Source organism: Micromonospora sp. NPDC005197 (assembly GCF_040608295.1).
GTDB lineage: Bacteria > Actinomycetota > Actinomycetes > Mycobacteriales > Micromonosporaceae > Micromonospora.
On the sequence record NZ_JBEXHY010000022.1, the window covers coordinates 17038 to 33875 of the forward strand.

The 16838-nt window shown below is 69.6% G+C and carries 19 protein-coding genes; 5 read left to right on the forward strand and 14 right to left on the reverse strand.

Features of this window, described 5'->3' with window-relative positions; genetic code table 11:
• Position 1: 1 nt before the first annotated feature.
• Positions 2 to 901, reverse strand: coding sequence for an ABC transporter ATP-binding protein (locus ABZU46_RS10880; protein ID WP_354856253.1), 900 nt, complete (start codon positions 899 to 901; stop codon positions 2 to 4).
• Positions 902 to 1220: 319 nt separating this feature from the next.
• On the opposite strand from ABZU46_RS10880, the gene ABZU46_RS10885 reads away from it, so the two are divergent.
• Positions 1221 to 2075 carry an alpha/beta fold hydrolase gene (locus ABZU46_RS10885; protein ID WP_354856254.1) on the forward strand — a complete coding sequence of 285 codons (855 nt, stop codon included), beginning with the start codon at positions 1221 to 1223 and terminating at the stop codon, positions 2073 to 2075.
• Between the two features lie 43 nt (positions 2076 to 2118).
• On the opposite strand, the gene ABZU46_RS10890 is transcribed toward ABZU46_RS10885, so the two are convergent.
• Complete coding sequence (locus ABZU46_RS10890; RefSeq protein ID WP_354856255.1) at positions 2119 to 2589, reverse strand: hypothetical protein; 471 nt, start codon at positions 2587 to 2589, stop codon at positions 2119 to 2121.
• A gap of 284 nt (positions 2590 to 2873) precedes the next feature.
• Here ABZU46_RS10890 and ABZU46_RS10895 point away from each other — a divergent pair, with 284 nt between their 5' ends.
• Complete coding sequence (locus tag ABZU46_RS10895) at positions 2874 to 3818, forward strand: aldo/keto reductase (protein ID WP_354856256.1); 945 nt, start codon at positions 2874 to 2876, stop codon at positions 3816 to 3818.
• A gap of 277 nt (positions 3819 to 4095) precedes the next feature.
• On the opposite strand, the gene ABZU46_RS10900 is transcribed toward ABZU46_RS10895, so the two are convergent.
• Together ABZU46_RS10900 and ABZU46_RS10905 are read right to left on the reverse strand one after the other, a co-directional pair.
• Complete coding sequence (locus ABZU46_RS10900; protein ID WP_354856257.1) at positions 4096 to 4350, reverse strand: hypothetical protein; 255 nt, start codon at positions 4348 to 4350, stop codon at positions 4096 to 4098.
• On the reverse strand, positions 4347 to 4661 hold the full coding sequence (locus ABZU46_RS10905) for a DivIVA domain-containing protein (RefSeq protein WP_354856258.1): 315 nt from the start codon (positions 4659 to 4661) through the stop codon (positions 4347 to 4349). Before ABZU46_RS10905 ends, ABZU46_RS10900 begins: the two co-directional genes overlap by 4 nt.
• A gap of 275 nt (positions 4662 to 4936) precedes the next feature.
• Here ABZU46_RS10905 and ABZU46_RS10910 point away from each other — a divergent pair, with 275 nt between their 5' ends.
• On the forward strand, positions 4937 to 5773 hold the full coding sequence (locus ABZU46_RS10910; protein ID WP_354856259.1) for a helix-turn-helix transcriptional regulator: 837 nt from the start codon (positions 4937 to 4939) through the stop codon (positions 5771 to 5773).
• Positions 5774 to 5786: 13 nt separating this feature from the next.
• A complete protein-coding gene (locus ABZU46_RS10915) occupies positions 5787 to 5993 on the forward strand; it encodes a DUF397 domain-containing protein (protein WP_354856260.1) in 207 nt (68 codons plus the stop codon).
• 6 nt (positions 5994 to 5999) lie between these two features.
• Here the strand turns inward: ABZU46_RS10915 and ABZU46_RS10920 are convergent, their stop codons facing one another.
• Positions 6000 to 6182: a hypothetical protein gene (locus ABZU46_RS10920; protein ID WP_354856261.1), complete on the reverse strand. Its 183-nt coding sequence runs from the start codon at positions 6180 to 6182 to the stop codon at positions 6000 to 6002.
• A 321-nt stretch (positions 6183 to 6503) separates the two neighbouring features.
• On the opposite strand from ABZU46_RS10920, the gene ABZU46_RS10925 reads away from it, so the two are divergent.
• Complete coding sequence (locus tag ABZU46_RS10925) at positions 6504 to 6962, forward strand: hypothetical protein (protein ID WP_354856262.1); 459 nt, start codon at positions 6504 to 6506, stop codon at positions 6960 to 6962.
• A gap of 43 nt (positions 6963 to 7005) precedes the next feature.
• Here the strand turns inward: ABZU46_RS10925 and ABZU46_RS10930 are convergent, their stop codons facing one another.
• The 9 genes from ABZU46_RS10930 to ABZU46_RS10970 form a co-directional block, all read right to left on the reverse strand.
• A complete protein-coding gene (locus ABZU46_RS10930) occupies positions 7006 to 7839 on the reverse strand; it encodes an exonuclease domain-containing protein (RefSeq protein ID WP_354856263.1) in 834 nt (277 codons plus the stop codon).
• 335 nt (positions 7840 to 8174) lie between these two features.
• Positions 8175 to 8789, reverse strand: a complete 615-nt coding sequence (locus ABZU46_RS10935) for a hypothetical protein (RefSeq protein WP_354856265.1) — start codon at positions 8787 to 8789, stop codon at positions 8175 to 8177.
• The gene (locus tag ABZU46_RS10940) at positions 8786 to 9652 is read right to left on the reverse strand and encodes an ImmA/IrrE family metallo-endopeptidase (protein ID WP_354856266.1); all 867 of its coding nucleotides are present in this window, start codon (positions 9650 to 9652) and stop codon (positions 8786 to 8788) included. Before ABZU46_RS10940 ends, ABZU46_RS10935 begins: the two co-directional genes overlap by 4 nt.
• Positions 9653 to 9667: 15 nt before the next feature.
• Entirely contained in the window at positions 9668 to 10006 is a 339-nt protein-coding gene (locus tag ABZU46_RS10945) for a helix-turn-helix transcriptional regulator (protein ID WP_354856267.1), read from the reverse strand.
• Between the two features lie 120 nt (positions 10007 to 10126).
• Positions 10127 to 10543, reverse strand: a complete 417-nt coding sequence (locus ABZU46_RS10950; RefSeq protein WP_354856269.1) for a hypothetical protein — start codon at positions 10541 to 10543, stop codon at positions 10127 to 10129.
• Positions 10476 to 12683, reverse strand: coding sequence for a prolyl oligopeptidase family serine peptidase (locus ABZU46_RS10955; protein WP_354856271.1), 2208 nt, complete (start codon positions 12681 to 12683; stop codon positions 10476 to 10478). Before ABZU46_RS10955 ends, ABZU46_RS10950 begins: the two co-directional genes overlap by 68 nt.
• 116 nt (positions 12684 to 12799) lie before the next feature.
• Positions 12800 to 13210: a hypothetical protein gene (locus tag ABZU46_RS10960; RefSeq protein ID WP_354856273.1), complete on the reverse strand. Its 411-nt coding sequence runs from the start codon at positions 13208 to 13210 to the stop codon at positions 12800 to 12802.
• The gene (locus ABZU46_RS10965; protein WP_354856274.1) at positions 13207 to 13488 is read right to left on the reverse strand and encodes a hypothetical protein; all 282 of its coding nucleotides are present in this window, start codon (positions 13486 to 13488) and stop codon (positions 13207 to 13209) included. The genes ABZU46_RS10960 and ABZU46_RS10965 overlap by 4 nt, the downstream gene beginning before the upstream one ends.
• Positions 13489 to 13552: 64 nt before the next feature.
• A complete protein-coding gene (locus tag ABZU46_RS10970) occupies positions 13553 to 16825 on the reverse strand; it encodes a DEAD/DEAH box helicase (protein ID WP_354856276.1) in 3273 nt (1090 codons plus the stop codon).
• Between the last annotated feature and the right edge of the window lie 13 nt (positions 16826 to 16838).

Here is a 16838-nt window from a genome sequence, read left to right on the forward strand (position 1 = left end):
CTCAGGCTCCGATGCGCTCGGTGGTCAGGGCGAGGAAGGCGTCCTCGAGGTTGCGGGAGGTGATCTCCACGTCCCGGGCGGCGGTCCGGGTGAGCAGGTGACGGGCGATCGCGTCCGAGTCCCCGGTACGCACCAGCACGCTGTCGCCGCGTACCTCCACGGCGTCCACACCGGGCAGCGCGGCGAGCGCCGCCTGGTCCGCGCCGGGCAGGGTGGCCCGGACCGTACGGCCGGCGGCCAGGTTCTTGATCTCCGCGGTGGTGCCGTCGGCGACGATCCGTCCCTGCCGGACCAGCACGATCCGGTCGGCGTACGCGTCCGCCTCGTCCAGGTAGTGGGTGGCGAAGATGACCGTCCTGCCGTCGCGGGCGTCGCGGCGCAGGGCCTGCCAGAAGTCCCGGCGGCCCTCGACGTCCATCCCCGTGGTCGGCTCGTCGAGCACCATCAGGTCCGGGTCCGGCAGCAGGGCCAGCGCGAAACGCAGCCGCTGCTGCTGACCGCCCGAGCACCGGCTCACGATCCGGTCGGCGATGTCGGCGATGCCGGCGCGCTCCAGCACCTCGGCGGCGGGGCGGGTGTGCCGGTAGAAGTGGGCGGTCATCCGCACGGTCTCGCCCACGGTGAGGTCCTTGAGCAGCCCGCCGGTCTGGAGTACGGCGGCGACCCGACCCCGGGCCACCGCGTCGTCGGCGGTGCCGCCCAGGACGCGGACCGTGCCCGCGTCCGGGCGGGCCAGGCCGAGCAGCATGTCGATGGTGGTGGTCTTGCCCGCCCCGTTGGGGCCGAGGAACGCCACCACCTCGCCGGGCTGCACCCGCAGGCTCAGCCCGTCGACCGCGGTGACCGTACCGAAGGTCTTGGTGAGGCCGTTCAGCTCGACGGCCGGATGCGTACTGGTCATGCAATAGATGCTCCGGCGTCGCGGACGTCGGCTCCCGGAGCGGCCGTCACGTTCCGGCCGTGACATTTGTCAGGGACGGCCCGCCGGCGGGTCGATGTGGCACGCCTGGCTGGACACGGAGTGTGACGGCCATGGCAGGAGATACGGCCCAGAGCGATATGACTCAGAGTCATAGATATACCTCTGCGTCATATCGCCTTCCGACAGGTCCGCCACCGCCCCTGGCTCTTGCGCTCCGCCCGGTCCGAGCCCACCGGCAGGCATTGCCAGCGCGGCAGCGGGTAACCGCCGGGCCGGACAGCGACACCGGGAGGACGCGATGGGTGCCACGCCGCAGGGCCGGGTCGACACGGTCGTGCTGATCCACGGACTCTGGATGACCCCGCGCAGCTGGCAGGGGTGGGTCGAGCGGTTCACCGAGCGCGGCATGCACGTCATCGCCCCCGCCTGGCCCGGGATGGACCGGTCCGTGGAGCAGTTGCGCGACGACCCCACCCCGATCGCGCAGCAGAGCATGGCCACGATCATCGCCCACTACGACCGGATCATCCGGGCGCTCCCCCAACCGCCGATCATCATGGGGCACTCGTTCGGAGGCCTGTTCGCCCAGGTCCTCGCCGACCGGGGCCTCGGCGCGGCGGTGGTGGGGGTGCATCCGGCAGCGATCAAGGGGGTGCTCAAGGTGCCGCTGAGCCAGCTGCGCTCCGGCTTCCCAATCCTGCGCAGCCCCGCCAACCGGAACAGGGCCGTCCCGTTCACCCCGGACGACTTCGCCTACACGTTCGGCAACACGCTCAGCCGCGAGGACTCCGACCGGGCCTGGCAGCGCTATGCGGTCCCCGGCGCCGGTCGGGTGTTCTTCGAAGGCGCGTTCGCCAACCTCGACCCGCGCTCACCCGCCCGCGTCGACACGGGACGCGACGACCGCGCGCCGCTGCTGTTGATGGCGGGCGGGGAGGACCACGTGGTGCCGGCGTCGGTGGTCCGTACCAACGCCGGCCTCTATCAGAAGTCCCGGGCGCTCACCGCGTACGAGGAGTTCCCCGACCGGTCGCACTTCACCGTCGGGGCGCCCGGCTGGGAGGCGGTCGCCGACTACGCCCTGGACTGGGCGCTGCGCGCGGCGGCACTGCCCCGCGAGGCGACGATCGCCAGCGAGGCCCCCCGCCGCTGAGCGGCCATCGCCGATCCTCACGAAGGAACTAGCGCATTCACTACTAAAGGACGACGAACCGCACAGGTTCGTCCAGCACCACGGCAGCGCCGTCCAGGTCGGCCAGGCGCGCCGCGAGCGTCGCTGCGGCCGACCGTTTCGGCAGGGCCGCGCCGAACTTGAGACCGTCCAGGGCCTTGTCATTGACCTCAGGCAGGCACAGTCGGGTGGCCGCGTCCGCGGTGAGTGCCCGCCAGGTCGCAGGTGTGACATCTTCCCGTAGTCGGATGCTGTTGCCGTCGAAACGCTCCACCGGATCGACGACTTCGCCCAGCGTGGCGGTCAACGTGGCATTCGCCCGGGAGCGGCCGGTGGTGACGGCGTGGCCGATCCGGCGCAGCGCCTCGGCGAAGTTGTCCCGGAGCTGGTCGGTGACGACGTACCGGCGCAGGTCGGCGCCCTCGGCGGCGCGGACGACGAAGTCCCCGTCCCCGACCGAGGTCGGGATCTCGATCACGTCCCGCAGCAGGGTCATCTCACGCCTCGCAACCGCTCCCCGTGACGCTGGCGTCACCGGCGACCCTAAGGCGTCGTCGCCGCAGGTCCCCAGTCCCGGGCTGGCGTGGTAATGATCAGCGCCTATTGCGAGGGCTGCCGCAACTGCGCGGCGTCGCACTCGGCCAGTTCTTCGGCTTCGAGTAGAGCGGCGGCGACCAGCCTGCGGCGTCGGCGTGGACCTCGCCACCACCACGACATGAGGTCTTTCACATGTTTTCCCAGGTAGGAATGGACGGCGTGTGACGCATGTTGGTGCCAGACATGGTTGATCTTCGTAAGCTCGGCTCGTCAGACCTCGAGGTCTTCCCGCTCGCGCTCGGCGGCAACGTCTTCGGCTGGTCGGCCGACGAGGCGCAGTCAGTTGCCGTGCTCGACGCGTACGCCGCCGCGGGCGGCAACTTCATCGACACCGCTGACATGTACTCGGCCTGGGTGCCCGGCAACCAGGGCGGCGAGTCCGAGGCCATCATTGGGAACTGGCTCTCGGCACGCGGCAACCGCGATTCCATGATCATCGCCACAAAGGTCGGCGCCCACCCGACGTACAAGGGGCTGGCCGCCACGACCATCAAGGGCGGGGTCGAGGAGTCGTTGCGCCGCCTGCGCACTGACTACATCGACCTGTACTACACCCACTACGACGACCCCACCCTGCCGGTCGAGGAGATCATCACCACGCTCGACCAACTGGTGAAGGAGGGAAAGGTCCGAGCAATCGCCGCCTCCAACATCAGCCCCGAGCGACTCGAGGCCTCCCTCGCCTTCTCCGACAGCCAGAACCTCGCCCGCTACGTGGCTCTGCAGCCGCACTACAACCTGGTCTCGCGCGATACGTACGAGGGGGACCTGGAGACGACGGCCGCGCGGCACGGCCTCGGAGTCGTTCCCTACTACTCGCTCGCCTCCGGCTTCCTGACCGGCAAGTACCGGCCGGGCGCGACGGTGAACAGCGTACGGGCGCAGGGCGCCTCGGAGTACCTGAAGTCGGAACGGGGGCAAAAGGTCCTCGCAGCACTCGACGAGATCGCCACCGCGCGGGGTGCCGAGATGGCCACCGTGGCGCTCGCCTGGCTCCTCGCTCAGCCGACCGTCGTAGCGCCGATCGCGAGCGCGCGGACCGTCGAGCAACTGCCGGCACTGCTCGCGGTCGCTGACCTCGCGCTGACGGAGGCGGAGGTCTCGGCGCTGACCGCCGCCTCCGCGTAACCGAGCCTGGTAGGGAGCCGTACCGCCGGCGCGGACGTTCATGCCCGGGTGTCGTGCCCGGAGGGGCGCGGCATACCGGGCACAAGCGGTTCGCAACCGTACCGGCCGCGTATGGCAGCGCGGGCATGGCTCGTTTCAGACAGATCAACAGGCCTCGCGCCCGACTACGAGAAGTGCTCTTTTCTACGTAGTACCCGTAGGCGAAGCTACCGTCCTTCGGACCGCTGATGCTGGCCTCGTACACCGCGAGCGCCGCGGCGGTGACCGGCCCGGCCGGTCACCGCCAGCGGAACCGCCGGGAACACGCGCCGTCGTGGTCGGACCGGAGCAGGCACCGCGGGCCGCCGGGCATGATCCGGTCGCAGAAGACCCAGTGGCGTACGTCCTGGTCGTCCTCCGCCGAGACGGTGGTGCCGCCCGGGTCGGTCTGCGGCAGGACGTGGGTCCAGTGCGCCACCACCCGGGCGAGGCGCTGGGCGGAGAGCAGGTCGTTCGCGACCACCGGCAGGTGGATGACCCAGCGCTCGGTCACCGGTCGTACCCCCGCTCGTTGCGGGCCCGGGCCTGCTCGGACTGCCAGCGGCGCAGCGCGTCCTTGACCCGGTCGGTCTCCCGGCGGCTCTGCGCGAGCGCGTCGTAGACGACGGCCAGGTCACCGGCGATCCGGTCGAGGAACTCCCGCACCTCCTGCGGGTCGAGCCCACGCCGCCCGAACGGGGTCGGCCGGAAGCCTCGCTCGCGCACCTGCCAGGGGCGCAGCGGATGGTAGGCCGCCGAGCGGTAGCAGGTCGGCCCGCTGACCGACCGCTGACGACGCCGGGCACGCCGGAAGAAGACGCGCATGACAGGACCTGCCTCTCACCGTCGAGATTGACCTGTGGAAGGGCGGGCCCATCGGCCCGCCGCGCACCGACGGACCCACCCCGGCACCTGCCACCGCAGCCTTCAATCAGCAGTACGGAAGCAGGGCCAGTCGAGTAGCCCGAAAGGCGAGCACTGTTCGTGACTCAGGCGATTCGTGGCCTCACTCATCGTGCAGCGAACCGCACCCTTTATGCAACTCCCGATCTGGGAGTGGTTCGTTGCGGAGCCTGTCTCGTTCCGTCACACTGACGGGCATGACTGGAAGTCCGACCGTCCGACGTCGACGCCTGGCTGCCGCGCTTCGTCGCCTCCGCGAGCAGACCGGCATGACCGCCGACCAGGCCGCCAAGGAGGTGGGCATCTCAAAGTCGGCGATCAGCCGCATCGAGAACGCCCAGGTCTCCGTCATGCCGCCGGTCGCCCGTGGCCTCCTTGAGCTGTACGGCGTCGAGGGCGAAGAGGTGGACGCGCTGGTCCAGGTCGCCCGCGACGCCCGCAAGCGCGGCTGGTGGCAGGCGTACGACGACGTGCTGCCCGACTGGTTCGAGGTCTACGTCGGACTGGAGGCGGAGGCGTCGGAGATCCGCGCCTTCCAGCCGCAACTGATCCCGGGCCTGCTTCAGACAGCCGACTACGCCCGCGCGGTCATCCGTGCCGAGCATCCGGACGCCCCGGGCGGCGAGGTGGATCGGCGGGTGGAGCTGCGAATGCGCCGACAGAACACCGACACGCCCCCGAAGCTCTGGGTAGTGCTGGACGAGGCGATCCTGCGGCGACCGGTCGGTGGCACCGAGGCGTTCAAGGCGCAGTTGGGGCGGCTGGTCGAGGAGGCGGACCGGCCGGGCCGCACCATCCAGATCCTGACCTTCGGCGCAGGCGAGTACGGGTCGATGGGCAGCGCTTTCAGCGTGCTGACCTTCCCGGAGCCGGCCGATCCGGGGGTCGTCTACGTCGAAACCCGCGCGGGTAGCCTCTATCTCGAGGGCCAACAGGTCAGGGAGTACAGCCGCGTCTTCGAGCACCTGGTCGCCACGGCGACCAGCGCTCGCAAGTCGCGCGACCTGATCCAGGGGGCGATCGACGAGCTATGAGAGGGCGGCGCGGGTGGAAGAGGTCAACCAGGCCCCGGTGACCTGGCGCAAGAGCACCCGCAGCAACGGCTCCGGCGACTGCGTCGAGGTCGCCGACAACCTGGCGGGCAAGGTCGGGCTGCGTGACAGCAAGGACCCGACCGGCCCGGTGCTGACGTTCGGCCCGACCGCCTGGTCGACCTTCGTCGCCAGCGTCAAGCAGGAGACGCTCGGCCGCTGACACCTCCTACTCGAAGGGATGCCGTCCGGTTGCCGAAGCGGCATCCCTTTGTCGTCTCCCGATCCCGGCTGCCGAGCCATCAACCGAGCCGAGCAGGGCAAACAGCGGCTGGTGGAGGCCGCCATCACCCTGCAAGGCAGCGGCCGAGCAGTCCGGCAGTACATCAAGTTCTGGGTTGACCGCGAGCATCGGCGACACCCCGCAACCGCGTGCCGGCGTTGACGCCCGGCGGGGGCGCATCAAGATGGCCCGGTGGAATCGAACGAGCTGAAGGCACAGGCACAGGCGCTCCGGGCAGCCGGCAGGACGCCCAAACAGATCGCCCGGGAGCTCGGCGTCACCCGTGCCGTGGCCACCAAACTCGTCCGTGGTGTGGCCGTTACGCGACCAGGCCGCGTTCACCCCTCGGAACTCCCGCTCGTGGGCTGTTGGATCAGCCGTCAGTGGAGCAACGGCCTGACTATCACGGAGCGGCCCGCCGACTGGATCGACGATGAAGCACTTCCACCGATGGCGATGGGAGCAGGCCTGGTCAGCGTCGCGGTCGCCCGCGCCGACGGCGACGCCGTGACCACCTGCGGGTTCCTGGTCGACACTTACTGCCTCGGTGTCAAGAACGCCGTGCCGCCTACGACGACCGACCTGGACGAGCTGCCGTACTTCCTCGGCGACTTCTTCCAGGCTTACGAATCCGGGGCGGTCAAGGCACCCATCGACCTCGCCCGACACCTGGTCTTCGGGGCCGTCGACTACGCCCACGGCCTCGGCTTCGACCCGCATCGCGACTTCTACAGCAGCGCACCCCACCTCGGAACGTGGGACCCGCCGAGCCTGATCACGTTCGGTCTGGGCGGCAAGCCCTACTTCCAGCAAGGCCCGTACGACAACCCCGACCGGATCATCCGCGCCCTCGACAAGTCAGTCGGCCCCGGCAACTACCACTTCACGGCAGTCGCGATCGGGCGCTGAGCGACATCACCGACGGCCGCTGTTCTCGGAGGTGTCGCAGCGCCTACCGGCGCCGCCTGGTCTCCAACGGCCACTCCAGGCTCACCTTCTCGTCTCGCCCCTGCCTGTCAAAGAAGGCCTGCAGCTCGCGCTTCTGCTCGGCGAACCAGGTGACCTGCGCCTGGTGGAGATCATCGGGTCGCATCCGGGCGATCCGCTCATGGCGGGTCGCGATTGATACCGCCAATTCGGCAGCCGCCCGCGCGTCGCTCGCGGCATCATGGGCGTTCGTCAACTCGACCTCGTAGTACCTAGAGAGGTCGCCCAGCCGCCACCCTCCGGACCAGTCGGGCTCAACCTCCCGGTGCAGGATCGACGGATCTATGATGCTGGCCCGCTCCCATTCCACCGCCGGCAGACCGTGCCGGGCCAACTCGGTGTGGAGCGCCGTGACGTCGTAGTGAGCGCAGAAGGCGACGAGCGGTGTGCCGTTCACGATCAGCTTGGCGATCTCGGTGCTGAGCTCGGCCAACGCCTCACGGGGTGCCGCCCCGGCGTCGCGCACCAGCTCGTCGGTGATGCCGTGGATGGCGATGGCGTCCGCCGGAATCGGCACCCCCGGATTGATCAGCCAGGTCTTGGCCGTGCCGTCGGCGTAGACCAAGGCTGCGGACACGATCCGCGTGTCCTGTGGCTCGCCGTCAGTGCCCTCGATGTCGAAACCGACGACAGGCATGTCGTGCCACCCTCGGTGATTCCCCACCGGCGGCGCGGCCTGGATCGGCGCGCAATCGTGGTGGAACGAATTCCAGCGGCCGCCGAGCCTGAGAGCCTGCCCGGCTCCGGCTGCCACCCACTGTCCACACTTACCACAGCGTCCGGCGAACTTGTTGATCACGTTGAGGGGTCTCCCGGCAGTCTCGTCGCGCTGCCTCCCGCATGGAGCAGGCGAGGAAGCTACGCGTTGATCGGTACAGCTAAAGATCTTGACTCACCGATCTTGCGTACGTGACCCCGCAGGCCCCGACGATTGGGCGAGATCGTCGACCTTTGTAGACGGACACTGCGAACGCTGAGACAGCGGGCCCCGCCAACTCGGGCGTCACGACCCGCGTGTGGTCGATAGCGCGCGCACCGGATGAGGCATATACATCAACCCGAGATAGCCCCACACGAGAAGGCTGCCGGGAACGCCGTCGTGTGGCTACGGCCCGCTGGCTCGACTGCGGCCGCTTACCGCCAGCAGGCGGTCGACATGAGGTTCGTCGTATCAACCGGCGGCAGGCCGTCATCGAGACCGCGTAGCCGATCGTAGACGTCGCGCATCGCAGTCTTGTCCGGGATGTGCTCGCTGCCTGCCGCGCGTTCGAGGACTGTCAGCGTGTTCACCAGCCTGATCGATCCCACCGCACGGCCTTGAGCTCGAAGCCGTTGCAGTCGGCCTACTTCCGAGGTGGCTAGGCGCGCTCCTGCCCCATCGTCAATGAGCACGGTCATCGACTCGCCAGCTTCGGCAGCGACCACAGCGTGCGCCACTACCATTACCTCGCCCAGGTCTCTCGACTGCTTCAGCCGCTCGTGCATGGGTTGCCGGGTGATCCGGTGGACCACTGCGGCGAGTTCGGGTGTCTCGTCGTCGGAGAGAATCTGTAGCCAGCGCGGTGCCAGCTTTCGCCACACTGTCGCGGCGGGACGGAAGCGCGGGTCGTCCCGAGACTTGCGCATGACCTCCGACTGGACCGTCTCCGGGGCGCTGAGCGGGCCGAGAATGCCGATCAGGAGCCGCTCTCGGTTTATCGAGAGGAAGTTCAGGCTGGGCCCAGCGTCAATGATCGGCCGTTGACTCATCGTGCGTCTGTCTCGATCGTCCGGTCCGGCGGGTCGTCTGGCGCGCTCAGGTCCTCGTCCAGCGCCGCCAGGTCGATCGGAACCTCCGGCAGCTCAGCGGGATCGGCCCAGGCGATCGGACGGTCGACAGGCACCACGCCCGCTTCCCGCAGCTCCGCTTCGGCGGCCTCTGCGGCGATGCCACGCAGGTTGGCGATGGCCTGCACGGGGAGCACGCCCTCCACGTAGCCCTTGGTCGCGCGGGCGAGCAGACGTTGCGGAGCCCGCCGCTTGTCGGAGTCGGCCTGCAGTGCGTGGTATTGGTCGATCCACCCGAAGCGCACCGCAAGCTGGGGTGTGGAGAGGGCCATCCACTCCGTCTTGGTGGTGGCGTTGATGTACCCGCCCTGGTGCAGCGCGATGGCTGCGACGGCGGGTGAGACCAGGAATCGCTGGACGACCACGGAGAGGGTGGACCGCGTCGCAGCCTGCTCTCGGTCGCCGAGGAAATCCCGGAGGCCGTCCGAGGGGAGAAGCAGGTGCCTGGCGAAGGCATCGGCCCGGATCTCGGCAGGGGACCGAGCGCTCAGGTCGCCCGCGTCGGCGTCCGCCCAGTCTCCGAACTGCACGTGGCCGAGCTCATGAGCCAGCATGCTGCGCTGCCGAATCGGTCTCCGGGAGCGGGCAACCCCGATGAACATCGTGTTGCGCTTCGGGTCTCGCATCGTCAGGCCGTGCTCGTCCGGTCCGGCATCGAGCACGGCCACATCAATCCCAGTCGCCTGCTCGATGATCGCAATGAGATCACCCAGAGGCTGCACGCCCAAGCGGTGCTCTCTGCGGAAAAGGGTGGCAGCAGCACACCCTTCGGCTTCAGCGTTCACGGTCTTCCACCAAGGTCAGATCGTGGCCGGAATGGCCTGCTCATCGAGGTAGTCGTCCAGCTCCAGGAAGTGCAGAAGCGCCTGACGCATTTCTTCCATCCCCGAACCGTTGGTGGCCCGAGCCGCGTACTGGGCGCGGTCGGCAACCGTCTGCGCCCCGGTGAGCTGGGCCACCGTCTGCCCCGTCGCCCACGCAATCGCCACAATCTCGGGGATCTTCGCCGCCCGGTCGCCGGAGATTATCCGTGACAGGGTGGCCTGGGAAATGCCCGTCCGGTCCGCAAGGGCTCGCTGGCTGAGGCCGGCAGCCACCCTGGCACGCTCAATCGACACACCTGCATCGACCCTGGCCATGACCTACCCCCAAGCAGTGAATCATGATCATGTCGTTTGATTCAGTCTACACACCGCCCGCATGCGCCCGCCAACTTTGACAGGGATTGACTTGGGTATTCACGCTGGCGCTCGCCAAAGTCACGGAAGCTCCGGCACGCCGCGCAGTAGCGCCAGCGCCGAGCGGTCGGAGCTGAGCTGGGACAGCTCGGCGTTGATGAAGTCGGTGAAGAACTCGGCGGGCGATCCGGGGAAGCCGGGTTGCTCGCCCGAGTGCCACTGGTGCAGCCACGGCTCGATCTCCACCAGCCCGGCGAGCAGCGGCAGCAGCCGCTCCGCAGGCCACGCCTCCTGCGTCTTCCGGTCAAGGTAGATGGTGGCGAGCGCCTGCGCCTGCGCCAAGTGGTCCCACCCGGCCCAGCCGAGCAGTTCGCTGCCGTCACTGTCCCGCCCCGCCTGCGGGTACGAGATGAACCGCTCCTTCGGCACGTCAAGCTTGCCGCGCGCCTTCCAGTACGACGGCCGGGCGAAGTCCGCCGAGCTGTACTTCGGCGGCACCTCGATGTCGACCTTCTCCCCCGCGTCCTCCCGGCGCTGCAACGCCCAGGTCCGCTCCCGCCTCAACCGCGTCGTCCGGCGAGACCTGGCGCGGCAGGCTGTCGGGTTGTCCGGTCAGCTTTCGCCACAGGAACTCCAGCGTCAGCGCCCACACGAAGGCCCGCTGCTCGTTGTTGGCCGCCGCCCCGTGCCCGCCCTCGACGTTCTCGTAGTAGGACACGTCGTGGCCGTGCTCGCGCAGCCGGGCAGCCATCTTCCGGGCGTGCCCCGGATGCACCCGGTCGTCCCGCGTCGAGGTGATGAACAGGACCGACGGGTACAGCCGGCCGCCGCGGACGTTGTGGTACGGCGAGTACTCCCGCAGGTAGGCCCAGTCGGCCTCCCGGTCCGGGTCGCCGTACTCGGCCATCCACGAGGCTCCGGCCAGCAGCCGGTGGTAGCGCCGCATGTCCAGCATCGGCACGCTGGCGACGACAGCCCCGAAGAGCGCGGGGTAGCGGGTCAGCATCACCCCCATCAGCAGCCCGCCGTTGCTGCCGCCCTCGACGCCGAGCCGCTCCGGCGTGGTGATCCCGCGCGTCACCAGGTCGACCGCCACCGCCGCGAAGTCCTCGTACGCCCGGGGCCGGTTCTCCCGCAGCGCGGCGCGGTGCCACTCGGGGCCGTACTCTCCGCCGCCCCGGATGTTCGCCACCACGTAGCTGCCGCCCCGGGCCAGCCAGCCGCGCCCGATGGTCCCGCTGTAGTGCGGGGTCAGGGAGACCTCGTAGCCGCCGTACCCGGTGAGCAGCGTCGGCCCGCCGGCCGCGCCCGGCTCCCCCACCACGAAGTACGGCACCCGGGTTCCGTCGGCCGAGGTGGCGAAGAACTGGCGTACCGCCAGGCCGTCCGCGTCGAAGAACGCCGGCCCCCGCTTGAGCGTCTCGACCGCGCCGCCGACCTGGCCGAGCCGCAGCGTCGCCGGTTGCAGAAACCCTTCGGAGGCGAGCAGGTAGGCGTCATCGTGGTGCGGGTCGGTCTCCAGGATCCGGCTGTGGTCGAACTCCTGCACCCCCGCGAGCGGCTCCCGCCGCCAACCCGTCTCGCCGGGCGTCAGCACCTCCAGCCGACTCCGCACGTCGGCCAGCGTGGCCAGGATCAGGTGGTTGCGGGTCCAGAAGTAGCCGCTCAGCGCCGTGCGAGCGTCGGGCCGGAAGAGCACCGTCAACTCCCGCTGACCAGCGAGGAACGCCTCGAATCGGGTCGCCAGCAAAACACCAGAGGGATGGGTCACCCCACCGACCAGCCACGGCGAGCGCAGCCGGATTAAAAGCCACTTCCGGTGCACCTCCCACCAGGCGTCCTCCGGCACCTCGATCCGGGTCAGTTCGCCCGCCCCGGTCAGCAGGTAGCTCTGGGTGCGGTAGAAGTCCAGGCTGCGAACGACGAAGTCGCGCTCGAATCCAGGGGTTGGATCGTGCGAGGCGAACACCGCTACGTCCTCCGGCCGCCCCTCATGCACCGTATCGGCCGCCGACAGCGGCGTGCCTCGCCGCCAGCGTTTCGCGACGCGTGGGTACCCGGAGGAGGTCAGCGACCCCGGCCCGAAGTCGGTGCCGACGTAGATGTGGTCCGCGTCGATCCAGCAGACACGGCTCTTCGCCTCCAGCAGCGTGAAGCCGTCCTCGACGAAAGCCCGGCGGAGCAGGTCGAACTCGCGCACCACGACCGCGTCGGCGCCGCCCCGGGACAGGCTGATCAGGCAGCGCTGATAACCGGGCCGCAGCACCGTCACCCCGCTCCAGACCCAGTTCTCGCCCTCCTCCGCCGCCAACGCGTCGACGTCGAGCAGCACGTCCCACTCCGGCGCAGGCCGGCGGTACTCATCGAGCGTCGTCCGCCGCCAGACCCCACGCGGGCGCGACGCGTCCGTCCAGAAGTCGTAGTAGAGGTGATCCCCGCGCCACCCCGGATAGGGAATACGGTCCTCGGCATCGAGCACCTGCCGGATCTCGGCCCGCAACCCGGCGAACGCCTCGCCTCCGGTCAATGCGGCGGTGGTCTCCGCGTTGCGGTCCCGCACCCACCCGGCGGCGTCCGCGCCATCAAGATCTTCCAGCCAGAGGTACGGGTCATCGCCCTCGTCGGTCAGCCTCGCCACGTTCGCCACTATCCCCGACGAGTGACCACCATCCACGCATTGTCGGCATGGCGACTGAGCCCTGCCCGACCTGACCGGCCCCGTCGAACGGCCGAGACAGAGGTCCCAGCGGAGTGTTAGTCCCAGGTCAGGCTGATATCGAGGATCTCCAGCCCAGGGGGCATCGCCGGCGACACGGTCTTCGGGTCTCGGGTGACCAGATAGCAGCGGTAGAGCGCGGCGGTCGCGACGGCGTGCGCGACATCCAACGACACGTGTGAACGCGCGGCGATACGGGCAACCCGTCGGCTCGTGGCCGCGTCGTAGACCGCTACCTGGATGTCGCGGTCCTCCGTGAACAACAGGTCAAGCATGGTGGCGACTGCAGTGCCCGCCAGTTCGAGCTGCGCCTGCCCCAGGCAAAGGGCGGGAACCCACACCTGTTGCTCCGGGTCCTCCTGCGCGAGGGTCAGCATCGCACCAGGTTCGACGCTGGTCCCCGAGGCGTAGGCGAGAAGAGCAGAGGTGTCGAGGACCAGGCCGTTCACGCGGCCGCAGTCCCCTCATCGTCGAACTGGCGAAGCCACTCGAGATTGCGGGCATGCTGCTCGTCACTGATCGGTGGGAGGGCTGCCAGGCGAGCCCTTGTCCGCTCCACGTCTTCATCGGTGACGATATAGCCGAGCTGCGCCCACCGCGCACGGAGATTGTCGGCCCGCATCTTCCGGCGAAGGACTCCGGCGATGAAACCGGACGTGTTGCCCTGCGTGCGCTCGACGTACGCGGCCACGTCGTCGGGCAAGCTGATCGTGATGCGGCGCGTCATACTCCGAGCATACCTGCTGCATACTGACTAAGCGCCCCCGGCCGCTCACGCCACGCGGCCGCGTTCACTCGAGCAGGCTCCTGATATCGCCCGCGGTGAGCTGCGCGGAGGCGAACTCGCCGCCGTCCAGGACGCTGCTGAAGAGCTCCGCCTTACGGGCCTGCAACGCCATCACCTTCTCCTCGATGGTGTCCTTGGCGACCAGGCGGTAGACCATGACGTTGCGGGTCTGGCCGATGCGGTGCGTCCGGTCGATTGCCTGGTTCTCGGCGGCCGGGTTCCACCACGGGTCCAACAGCAGGCAGTAGTCGGCCTCGGTGAGGTTGAGGCCGAAACCGCCCGCCTTGAGGCTGATCAAGAAGACCGGGTTGCCGCCGCTTTTAAACTCGTCGATCACCGCGGCCCGGTCGCGGGTGTTCCCATCCAGATAGCTGCACTCGATCCCGTCCGCTTCCAGCCGCTGCCGGGCCGCGTCGAGGAAGCGGGTGAACTGGCTGAACACCAGGCTGCGGTGCCCCTCGGCGACCAGACTGGAGATCCGATCGGTGAGCACGTCCAGCTTCGTCGCTGGCACCTTCTGCTGCGCCGGGTCGACCAGCGCCACGTCGAGGCTCGCCTGCCGCAGCAGGGTCAACGACCGAAAGATCTCGAACCGGTTCTTCTCCAGGTCGCCTAGGAGACCGAGGACCTTCTGCCGCTCCCGCTGCAGGTACGCCTGATACACCCGGCGGTGCCGGCGGTCCAGCTCCACCTCGATGACCTGCTCCTGCTTGGCCGGCAGGTCCGTGGCCACGTCCGCCTTGCGACGGCGCAGCATCAGCGGCCGGATCCGGCGGCGCAGCTGGGCGAGCCGCTCCGCGTCCCGCTCCTTCTCGATCGGGTTGCGGTAGTACTCGGTGAACCGGTCGGCGCGGGGCAGCAGCCCGGGTGCGGTGATCGAGCAGAGCGCCCAGAGCTCGCCGAGGTGGTTCTCCATCGGCGTGCCGGTGATCGCCAGCTTGAACGGCGCCGGCAACAGCTTCGCGCAGCGGTGCGCCTGGGACTGCGAATTCTTGACGAACTGCGCCTCGTCGAGGATCAGCCCGGCCCAGTCGAGGGCACGGTAGTCGTCGTACTCCAGCCGAAACAGCGTGTACGAGGTGACCACGACGTCCGCGCCGGCCACCGCCCCGGCCAGGAGCACGCCGCGCCGTGCCACGGTCTGGGTGACCGCCCGGACGTCCAGCTCCGGAGTGAAGCGGCCCGCCTCGCTCGCCCAGTTGGCGACGACGCTGGCCGGAGCGACCACCAGGAACGGCGCCTCGGCGCGCGCGTGGCAGATCAGCGCCAGCGTCTGCAGGGTCTTGCCGAGCCCCATGTCGTCGGCGAGGACGCCGCCGAGGCCGTGGTCGTGCAGGGTGGCCAACCAACGGAAACCATCCTGCTGGTACGGGCGCAGCTGCGCCCGTACCCCGGCTGGGATCTGTTGCTCGGCGGCGGGTTCCGCCTCGCTGAGCGCGCGTACCGACCGCTGCCAGGCCGCGGCCTGGCCGGTGACCTCACCCAACTCAGCCAGCTCGTCCCAGAGCCCCGCCTGGAACCGGCCCACCCGCAACACCCCGGGCGGGGCATCCGCGAGTGCCCGGGACTCGGCGATCAGGTCCCGCAGCTGCTGGAACTCCGGTCGTTCGAGCGCGAAGTAGGTGCCGCTGGGCAGGATGAGGTATTGCTGTTCCTGCGCCAACGCCGCGAAGAGCGCGGCGAAGTCGACCTGCTCCCCACCGACGGAGACCCGCACCGACAGGTCGAACCAGTCATGCTCGCCGGGATCACCGCCATCGGCGAAGGTGATGGCGGGCGCAGCGTGTGTCTCCTGGTAGTCGTCGAGCGTCCCATCCGAGGGAGTGGCCAGCTCCACACCGTCGAGCTCGGCCAGTCGCGGCACGACGTCACTGACGAACCGGACCAGGGCGTCACCGGCGAGGCTCACCGAGGCGGCCAGCCGGGGCCCGGTCGAGGACGGCTCCAGGAGCTCGGGCGCCGGCTTGGCGACCAGGTCGACGACCCGCCGCAACAGCTCCGCACGGCGCTCGTCCGCGGCGACGGCCACCCCGTCCCGCAGCGGCTCGGGATGGCGCCGGCCACCGACGACCCGATGCCACTCCCAGCCCACCCGGAGACGGTGATCGGGCTCGGGTCTCACCGTCGCGGTCAGTGTGGCCGGCCCTACCATCGGAAGCTGAACGGCCGGATCCGCGGCGAACACCTCCACCTGGCGGAGCAGCTCCGGGTAGAAGCGGTCGAAGAACTGCTGCTCCTCGGCGGCCGGAATCCGGATCGCCGGCCCGGCGAGCGCCCGCACCATCCCCGGCAGCAATGTCCCGGCCAGCGGCGCCAACCAGAGTGCCGGTCCGCCGGATCGGGCGTCGGGCCCGCTCAGCTCCCCCACCCCGGCGACGCCGTGCGCCGGTTCGCCGATGAGGAGTACGCGCGACACAGGGATCGGTGCACCGCCGGCCGACAATGTCGGCGCCAGCACCAGCTCCCCATCGGACCGGCCGACCTGCACCGAGAGCCGGGCCGGACGGCCCAGCACGACCGGCCCGGCTCGCTTGCCGGCCTGCACCAGCGGCAGCCCGGCCTCGTCCGCCTCAGCCAGCAGGTCCCAGATCCGCCGACTGGCGAACTCGTGTAGCGCGAGCGCCCGCCGATGGCCGTCGTAGTAGTGGTAGGAGTCGGTGTCTGTGCTCGCCAGTCGGGAGATCTCGACGAGCAGTCGGCGGTGCCGTTCGGTCTGCGCCGATCGGCCGAAATAGGCGTAGCTCAACGTCGACCAGCTGATCCCGGACCGCACCCAGCCGGTGCGGCCCGGCACCACCGGCCGCAGCTCGACCTGGAAACCCGCCGCAGCGTCCGAGCCCTGGGAAACGACGTCGAACTGCAGGCCGAGACCCGGCGGCTCCGACTCCGGCACAACCGGCGGCGGGGCGACGTCCCGGACCAACGCGGAGACCGCCCGCTCCCAACTCGGCGCAGACCGCGCCGGACGGGGTCTCCGGGGTTCGGCCGTGGCGAACGTCGCAAGCACCAGCGCGGCAGGGTGGGCACAGCCGGTCTGCCCGCACGTACACGAACCATCCAACGCCTCGACCATGCCGTCGGCGTCCGACCGCACCGTCGCCGCCACCTGGCCCGCCACGCTGCCGTCGAGCCGACCGCGCCCCTGACCGGTCTCCGGATCCCACTGCACGTCCAGCAGTTCCCCACGCTCAAGCAGCTGGCGCGCGCGCACGAAGGTCCGGGAGCCGACAAGCTCGTAGAGCGCGGCCTCGGCCGGGCTCAGGGCGAGTTTTGCCACGTTCGATCCCTTC

Coding starts and splice junctions, on each gene's coding strand:
- ABZU46_RS10910 (WP_354856259.1), top strand. CDS start 4,937: ATGACTGGAAGTCCGACCGTCCGACGTCGACGCCTGGCTGCCGCGCTT.
- ABZU46_RS10890 (WP_354856255.1), bottom strand. CDS start 2,589: ATGACCCTGCTGCGGGACGTGATCGAGATCCCGACCTCGGTCGGGGAC.
- ABZU46_RS10880 (WP_354856253.1), bottom strand. CDS start 901: ATGACCAGTACGCATCCGGCCGTCGAGCTGAACGGCCTCACCAAGACC.
- ABZU46_RS10885 (WP_354856254.1), top strand. CDS start 1,221: ATGGGTGCCACGCCGCAGGGCCGGGTCGACACGGTCGTGCTGATCCAC.
- ABZU46_RS10920 (WP_354856261.1), bottom strand. CDS start 6,182: ATGCTCGCGGTCAACCCAGAACTTGATGTACTGCCGGACTGCTCGGCC.
- ABZU46_RS10945 (WP_354856267.1), bottom strand. CDS start 10,006: ATGGCCAGGGTCGATGCAGGTGTGTCGATTGAGCGTGCCAGGGTGGCT.
- ABZU46_RS10965 (WP_354856274.1), bottom strand. CDS start 13,488: ATGACGCGCCGCATCACGATCAGCTTGCCCGACGACGTGGCCGCGTAC.
- ABZU46_RS10905 (WP_354856258.1), bottom strand. CDS start 4,661: ATGCGCGTCTTCTTCCGGCGTGCCCGGCGTCGTCAGCGGTCGGTCAGC.
- ABZU46_RS10935 (WP_354856265.1), bottom strand. CDS start 8,789: ATGAGTCAACGGCCGATCATTGACGCTGGGCCCAGCCTGAACTTCCTC.
- ABZU46_RS10925 (WP_354856262.1), top strand. CDS start 6,504: ATGGCGATGGGAGCAGGCCTGGTCAGCGTCGCGGTCGCCCGCGCCGAC.
- ABZU46_RS10895 (WP_354856256.1), top strand. CDS start 2,874: ATGGTTGATCTTCGTAAGCTCGGCTCGTCAGACCTCGAGGTCTTCCCG.